This window comes from Emticicia fontis (assembly GCF_054779675.1).
The window spans coordinates 392421-400072 of record NZ_BAAGXU010000064.1; the positions used below are offsets into that span (position 1 = coordinate 392421).

General features: G+C 38.5%; 6 protein-coding genes. 4 read left to right on the forward strand and 2 right to left on the reverse strand.

Annotation, left to right across the window (positions count from 1 at the left end; all coding sequences use genetic code 11):
* Positions 1-51: 51 nt before the first annotated feature.
* On the forward strand, positions 52-1974 hold the full coding sequence (locus ACYVFA_RS25465) for an acetoacetate--CoA ligase (RefSeq protein ID WP_460474680.1): 1923 nt from the start codon (positions 52-54) through the stop codon (positions 1972-1974).
* Here ACYVFA_RS25465 and ACYVFA_RS25470 read toward each other — a convergent pair.
* A complete protein-coding gene (locus ACYVFA_RS25470; RefSeq protein WP_460474681.1) occupies positions 1971-2189 on the reverse strand; it encodes a hypothetical protein in 219 nt (72 codons plus the stop codon). The two genes, ACYVFA_RS25465 and ACYVFA_RS25470, sit on opposite strands and share 4 nt — an antisense overlap.
* 180 nt (positions 2190-2369) lie before the next feature.
* Here ACYVFA_RS25470 and ACYVFA_RS25475 point away from each other — a divergent pair, with 180 nt between their 5' ends.
* The 3 genes from ACYVFA_RS25475 (at position 2370) to ACYVFA_RS25485 (ending at position 5950) form a co-directional block, all read left to right on the forward strand.
* The gene (locus ACYVFA_RS25475) at positions 2370-2933 is read left to right on the forward strand and encodes a thioredoxin family protein (RefSeq protein ID WP_460474682.1); all 564 of its coding nucleotides are present in this window, start codon (positions 2370-2372) and stop codon (positions 2931-2933) included.
* 13 nt (positions 2934-2946) lie between these two features.
* Positions 2947-4098 carry a DoxX family protein gene (locus ACYVFA_RS25480; RefSeq protein ID WP_460474683.1) on the forward strand — a complete coding sequence of 384 codons (1152 nt, stop codon included), beginning with the start codon at positions 2947-2949 and terminating at the stop codon, positions 4096-4098.
* Between the two features lie 61 nt (positions 4099-4159).
* A complete protein-coding gene (locus ACYVFA_RS25485; RefSeq protein WP_460474684.1) occupies positions 4160-5950 on the forward strand; it encodes an ABC transporter ATP-binding protein in 1791 nt (596 codons plus the stop codon).
* Between the two features lie 50 nt (positions 5951-6000).
* Here ACYVFA_RS25485 and ACYVFA_RS25490 read toward each other — a convergent pair whose 3' ends face one another.
* Positions 6001-7368, reverse strand: a complete 1368-nt coding sequence (locus ACYVFA_RS25490; protein WP_460474685.1) for a Gfo/Idh/MocA family protein — start codon at positions 7366-7368, stop codon at positions 6001-6003.
* Positions 7369-7652: the final 284 nt, after the last annotated feature.

The following is a 7652-nucleotide window of genomic DNA, read 5'->3' on the forward strand; positions in this document are numbered from 1 at the left end:
AATTAAAATATAAAAGTATCTTCATAATATTGCCTTAAAATAAGAATAGGCATGAATATCCCGCTTTGGACACCCTCCACCACATATATTGAAGAATCGAATCTAAAAAAATACGAATCCTGGCTTGAGATTCATAAAAACCTGACTTTTAAAGATTATCAGGCTTTGTGGCAATGGTCGGTTGATAATGTTGCAGACTTTTGGGAGACAATTTTTCAATTCTTCGAAATCCATGCTCATACTGGCTACCAATCGGTATTACAACAAACCAACAACGAAATGATTGGCACCAAATGGTTTGAAGGCTCCACTTTAAACTATGCTGAACATATATTTCGTCATAAAACTACCGAACGTCCTGCCATTATATTTCAATCTGAAACCCAAACCCTAACTGAAATTTCCTGGGCAAGCTTGGAAAACGAAGTTTCAGCCCTGCAAAAGTATCTGAAAGAAAAAGGAGTCCAGAAAGGAGATAGGGTAGTAGGTTATTTACCTAATACTCCCGATACAATAGCCATTTTCTTAGCCGTGAATTCAGTAGGAGCTATCTGGTCATGCTGCTCCCCTGATTTTGGTTTGGAGAGTCTGATAGACCGTTTTCAACAGATAGAGCCTAGAATCCTTTTTGCATGCGATAGTTACAATTATGGCGGTAAGGTTTTTGATAAATCGGCTATTGTAAAAGAATTATCTGAACAACTACCATCATTGGTCGATACAGTTATTTTGGAGAGTGAAGCATGGGAAACAATACTATCGATAACACCTAATGAAAAACTAACCTTTACTCCGGTTGAGTTTAACGACCCAATCTGGATTCTCTATTCATCAGGTACGACCGGAAAACCCAAAGCTATTACCCATAGCACCGGAGGAAATCTGATAGAACACCTGAAAGCGCTGGCGTTTCACCAGGATGTGCAACCGGGAGAACGGTATTTCTGGTACTCAACAACCGGATGGATGATGTGGAATTTTGCTCTCTCTTCAATGGCTTGTGGAGCAACCTTATGCTTATATGATGGTTCACCTGCTTACCCTCATATTAATGTCTTATGGCAATTTGCCAGAGATGCCAAAGTGAATCATTTTGGGGGTGGAGCTGCTTTTTATATCAATTATATGAAGCAAGGTACGCATTTTTTTAAGGATAATACACTTAAAATTAAAACATTGGGTTCAACAGGCTCACCTTTGCCACCACAAGCTTTTGAATGGATTTATGAAAATGTTTCTAAAAACCTGCATCTGATTTCTTTAAGTGGCGGAACTGATGTATGTAGTGCATTTATGGGAGGATGCCCTTATCTACCGGTTTATTCTGGCGAAATTCAGTGCAGGATGTTAGGAGCAAATATTGAAGCCTGGAATGATGAGGGTAGCCCAATCTATAATGAAGTAGGAGAATTAGTCATAAAAAACGTGATGCCTTCCATGCCTCTGTATTTTTGGAAAGATAGAGATAACCAAAAATACCGTAGCAGCTATTTTGAAAAATACGCCGATGTCTGGACACATGGTGACTGGATAAAAATTACCAAAAATCTGGGAATTATTATCTACGGCAGGTCAGATGCTACGCTGAATCGTGATGGCGTAAGGATAGGAACTGCTGAGGTATATAATGCAATTGAGGCCATACCCGAAATAAAAGATAGCCTGGTTATTTGTATAGAAAAGCCTGATGGTAGTTTCTTTATGCCATTATATGTAGTTCTGCATGAGAACGGACTATTAGATGATAATTTAATAGCGAAAATTAAAGCACAACTCAGAAAACAATATAGCCCCAGACACGTGCCTGATGCCATCTTTGAAGTTCCGGAAATACCTTATACCATTAGTGGTAAAAAAATGGAAATGCCCATCAAGAAAATCCTGATGGGCACTCCGGTTGAAAAAGCGGTTTCGCTGGATGCTATGCGTAATCCGCAATCTATAAACTGGTTTTTAAACCAAAATAGCTATTAATATCTTCCACCGCGTCGACGGCCGTTGTCATGATGATGTCGGTCATAATTGCGGTGATGTCTATCATATCTTGGAACTACAACAACTCTTGTTCTTGGCTGAACCCTATAATACGGACGACTACTATAAGCTGGCCTATCGTAATAACGGACAGGTCGGCCACTATACACACAACTCGAAAGCGATAAAGCAAGCAGAGCAAAAAGTCCTGCCAAGGTTAGCGTACGAAATTTTGATTGATTTTTCATAATTCTATAAACATTTTAGTTCTTAGATTAATTAAAACAGAAATGGTTTAATTAATCTATTCATCTGACAATTAAAACGATTATTACCCCTATCATCTTATACCGAAATTAATTAATTTGCTTTTTAATCCTGCAAGAAGATAAATTATGGCACGCACTGAATCAAATATGCTTCCCATTGGGACCTTAGCTCCTATATTTATATTACCTGACACCATCACAGGACAATTGCTGTCATTGAATGATTTGCGTTCCGACAAAGCCACAGTTGTCATGTTTATATGCAATCATTGTCCGTATGTATTGCATGTAAAAGATGAGGTAGTAAAACTGGCAAAAGACTACCAACCCAAAGGCGTTTCATTTGTAGCTATCAGTTCTAATGACGTAGAACATTACCCACAGGACGGCCCTGATGCGATGAAAGTTTTTGCGAGAGAGTCGGGTTTTACTTTCCCATACTTATATGATGAAACTCAGGATGTAGCAAGAGCCTTTGAAGCAGCCTGTACACCAGATTTTTACGTATTTGATGGAGAACTGAGATTAAGATATAGAGGCAGATTAGATGAATCCCGACCAAAAATGGAAAACCCTAAGCCTGTTACCGGAAGTGACTTAAGAGGCGCACTGAATGCCATGCTCGCCAATCAACTAGTCTCAGAAATCCAATACCCGAGTATGGGTTGTAATATCAAGTGGAAACAATAACAAATACCATATCATGACTAAACCTTACCGCTATTATGAACGTCTCAGTCTGACGGATGTCAGCTTCTGGAATAATATTCTTGGTTTTACGGTAGTCGGAATGGCTATCGGTGTATTCTTTCAGGCCAATTATAATAGTGGTTGTGGGGATTTCCCACAGCATTATCAGGTAGTAGGGCGAGGCGCGCTTATTGGTGGAGCGGTCGGATTACTATTTAATTTATTACACGCTAAAATTCCAAATGCATATAGAGTCCAGCCTATACTTGTATTTCTCCTGCGTATGTACCTGGCATGGATAATTATGAGCTATGGTTTAGCTAAGGTCTTTGCTGGACAATTTCCTCAGTTAATGGCAAATATGGATGCCCGAATGGCCGAACTAAGCCCTATGCGTGTGGCATGGGCATTCTTTGGGTATTCAAAGGGCTATCAGATCTTTCTGGGGTGGGGAGAAGTGATTCCTGCCTTTTTGCTACTTTTTCGCCGCACTGCTTTATTAGGAGCATTATTGATGGTAGTGGTCATGCTGAATGTATGGCTGGTTAACATCTTCTTTGATGTTTGTGTCAAACTCAATTCATTTACCTATTTGGCAGTGGCTACTTATATTTTCCTGCAATATAGTAATAGACTCTGGAAATTCTTTTTTACCAATAAAGAAGTTCCGGCGCCTTATTATCCTGACTTGGCCGATAGAAAATTATTGAAACGAATAGGTTTAGGTATCAATATCTTATTGGTTGGTTATATCTTATATGACCCTCTGATAAGTACCTACGATTATTTAACGGCTGCTAATCAATCAGCCCCTAAAAATAAGTTATATGGCGCCTGGAAAGTAGAAAAAATTGAAAAGTGGGAAAATGGCAACTGGGTGGCTACTACTGCTACTGATTCAAGTAATTTTAACAGGTGTTTTTTTGAAGGCTACGCTGGTGTTCTTCAAGGCCCTTTAAAAAGGCAAAGATTTGTATATTTTATGGATTCTACCGAAAAACAGACAACCATTAGCTTTATTAATAATCAGAATACCCGCTATGAAACTCAGACATGGAAACTAGAAAAGTCTGTAGCTGATAAACTCTTATTAAGAGGAAGAATAGGGAAAGATTCGCTCAATATTGAATGTACATTACGTAAAGATAAACTCATATTCAATTAAAAGTAAAAATTGAGTATACACTAAAATCCCTTTTAATTACTGCTATTTCTCACACAATCACATGAACATCTGGAGTATATTTAAGCGTTTGCAGCCTTTTGTCAAACCTTATCGTGGCCTAATTTATCTGGCTTTGTTACTAACATTACTGGGAGCTATTACAGCACAGGTAAACCCTTGGGTCTTGCGCTATACGGTCGATACTATCCAGGGAATGTTAGATAAACATCTGACAATCCAGCAAGGGTATCCTCTTCTCTTAGAAATCACTTTAGTTTTATGTGTCAAAGAGGTGATAAACTCTTTTATCACTTTCGGTCAAAAATTCTACGGTGAAAAAATCAGAATTAATATTTCAAGCGATTTATCACAGGAAGTAGTGAGCCGAATTCTGAGCTATCAGATGGCATTTTATGCCGATAGTGATAACCAGAAAGGCAAACTGCAGACACGTATTGATAGGGGAGTAGAAAGTTTAACTAAACTGGTGCAGAATTTCTTCATAGATATTCTCCCGCTCTTTGCCAATTCAATTATGGCCTTGATCGTGATGTTCACAGCCAATGTGTATGTAGGTTTAGTCGCTACTATGATTCTCCCAATCTACTTCTGGATTAGTTATGTACAGGCAGATAAATTGCAGGGGGTAAGAAGAAAACTCAAATTCCAGCGAGAAAACAAGAGTAATGGTATCATCAATCTGATTGAATCAATCGTAGTTATTAAATCATTTGTAAGAGAAAAATACGAAGAGACTAAGCAATATGGCCTGCAAATGAAACTGATGGATTTGCAATTGACTACCCGCAGAACCAACTTTTTATTTGATGCTATCAAGAGCTTTGTAGAGCAGATAGGAGTAGTGTTAATCATCATCCTGACAGCCTATCTGGTTTTAGACAGACAAATCTCCATAGGGGCAATTATGTTTCATATCATGCTCTTTAATAATGTATCGGCGCCAATCCGTCAGCTTCATCGTATTTACGATGAAATGAACGATGCCCTCACCTATTCAGAGGGGTTCTTTGATATTTTAGACAATAAAAAAGCCATTGAAAAAAGCGGTGATTTCCAACCGACACAAATCAAGGGAGATTATTTATTAAAAAATGTAGATTTTACCTACCCGAATGGTACAAAAGCTTTGACCGATATATCTATTGAAATTGAAAATGGGAAAACAACGGCTTTAGTTGGCTTATCTGGTGCAGGCAAGAGTACTTTGATTAATTTACTGGTTAAATTTTATGCCCCGGATTCTGGACAAATAGTACTGGATAAGATAGATTTATCCAAATATGATACGCAGGTACTAAGAGATGATATTGGGATGGTTTTACAAAAGAATCATATTTTTAAAGGTAATATCGAAGAGAATATACGCTATGGTAATATGAATGCCACTAAAGAGGAGATCATAGAAGCAACCAAACAAGCGTCATTGCATGAACAGATTATGGAATTGCCGGATAAATATGAATCAGATGCACAACTCTTATCTGGTGGACAACAACAAAGAATTGCCATTGCCAGATTATTTCTGAAAAACCCTCCTATTATTATCTTAGACGAACCTACCGCTAGTCTGGATGCCATTGCTACCGAACAAATCAAAAATAGCCTGGATGATATTAAAAAAGGACGTACAGTCGTAATTATTTCTCATAGTCTATCTCAGATTATCGACTCAGATAAAATTATTGTCATGAAAAAAGGAAGAGTAGTAGAGCAAGGAGTCCATCAGGAACTGTATGAGAAAAATGGCGTGTATCGCGAAATCTTCAATGCTTCTGCCAGAAGTTTAAATTTAGAGAAAATAGCCAAGACATTTGATATTGACGAGGAATAAAAATAGGCAGACCTTCGCCCACCTATTCTTTATCGATTGAAAAGTAATTCTTAAACCTTTTTTGGATCTGGGTGTACATAAGGCTTACGATACGGACGAGCCAAAAGACCATTTGCTTCACGGTCACCAACAATCTCGCGTTTCACTGGATCATAAACAATCGGACGGCCTGTTTGCATCGAAAGATTAGCTAATAAGCAGCTTGCGGTTGAAATATGACCTTGTTCTATGTCAGCCACCGGTCTGCCTTTGTTTTCAATTGCAGCTAAGAAATCTAACATATGCAGACGAGTTGCCGGAGCGGCGTTTAACTCAATTCTGTCTTCTGTTAAATCTTCCGGATATTTCTCTCTTTCATATACCACATCTTTATGGATTTTATCTCCTTTGCCTTGTGGAATAAAATCATACGCCATGGTACTGGCCCATAAAGTGCCTTTTTCGCCATATAAGGTGAACGACCAAGGATAATCAGGGTTATTTGGCGTTCCCCAGGTGCGGTGCTGCCATACACAATTCAGTTCAGGATATTCAAAGATCGCCGATTGTGTATCTTCAATATTCGATTTTCCTTCTTTTTGTACGTAAATACCTCCGGTAGAAGATATTTTGGTAGGCCAGCCTAGTTTCAACATCCAGCGGACCGTATCAAACATATGGATACACATATCACCCATGATTCCGTTACCATATTCTTTGAATGTACGCCACCAGCGGATATGCGGTAAACCATCGTAAGGCCGCATAGGAGCAGGGCCTGTCCACATTTCATAATCAAGAAAATCAGGTACGGCTTGTACAGGAGGATTTCCGTTGTTTCTCATATGGAAGTAGCAGCACATTTCTACATGGGAAATCTTACCTAACAAACCCGCATCAACAATATTCTTTTTCGCTTCAATCAGGTGAGGTGTACTTTTACGTTGAGTACCTACCTGAACCACTTTATTATATTTTCGGGCAGCAGCAACCATAGCTTCACCCTCCATCACATCCACACTGATTGGTTTTTGTACATATACGTTGGCACCAGCTTTCACGGCATCGATCATATTCAATGCGTGCCAATGGTCAGGAGTACCAATCAATACAATATCTAACTGATTATCGGCCAGTAGTTTTTTGTAGTCAGTATAGAGTTTAGGTACTTTGCCTGATTTCTGGCGTTGGCTCACTAGCTTTCCAGCTTCGTTCAGCATGTTTTTGTCAACATCGCAAAGAGCTATGACTTCAACGGGAGCTACCTGAATCAGACGGAATAAATCACTTTTGCCGTACCACCCTGTACCAATGAGTGCTACACGATAAGCTGTTGGTGGATTGATAATGTCCATGCCTCTTGCACCAAAGGTAGATAATGCTAAAGAAGCAGACGCACCTTGCATGAATCGGCGTCGGTTAATATTAAAGTTATTCATTAGAAATAGAGGGGGTTGACTTTGCTATTTTTAAAATCTATCAAGTTTAAGAATTTTTTCTTAATACTTTTATAAATTTTAGTAGATACTTACAAAAAATAATACCCAAAGATAATTTAGAAAACCGGAGTATTCAATGCTGTTCTTTTTGTTTGAGGGTCTTTTATAGACTACCGTTCCCTATTGTGCGACAAAAGTTTACATAATCAATGGTAAGCAATAATCAGGTTAAACGCATTAAAATTTGAATAGTAAAAATGAATAAAGACCTTTGCTAAATGCAA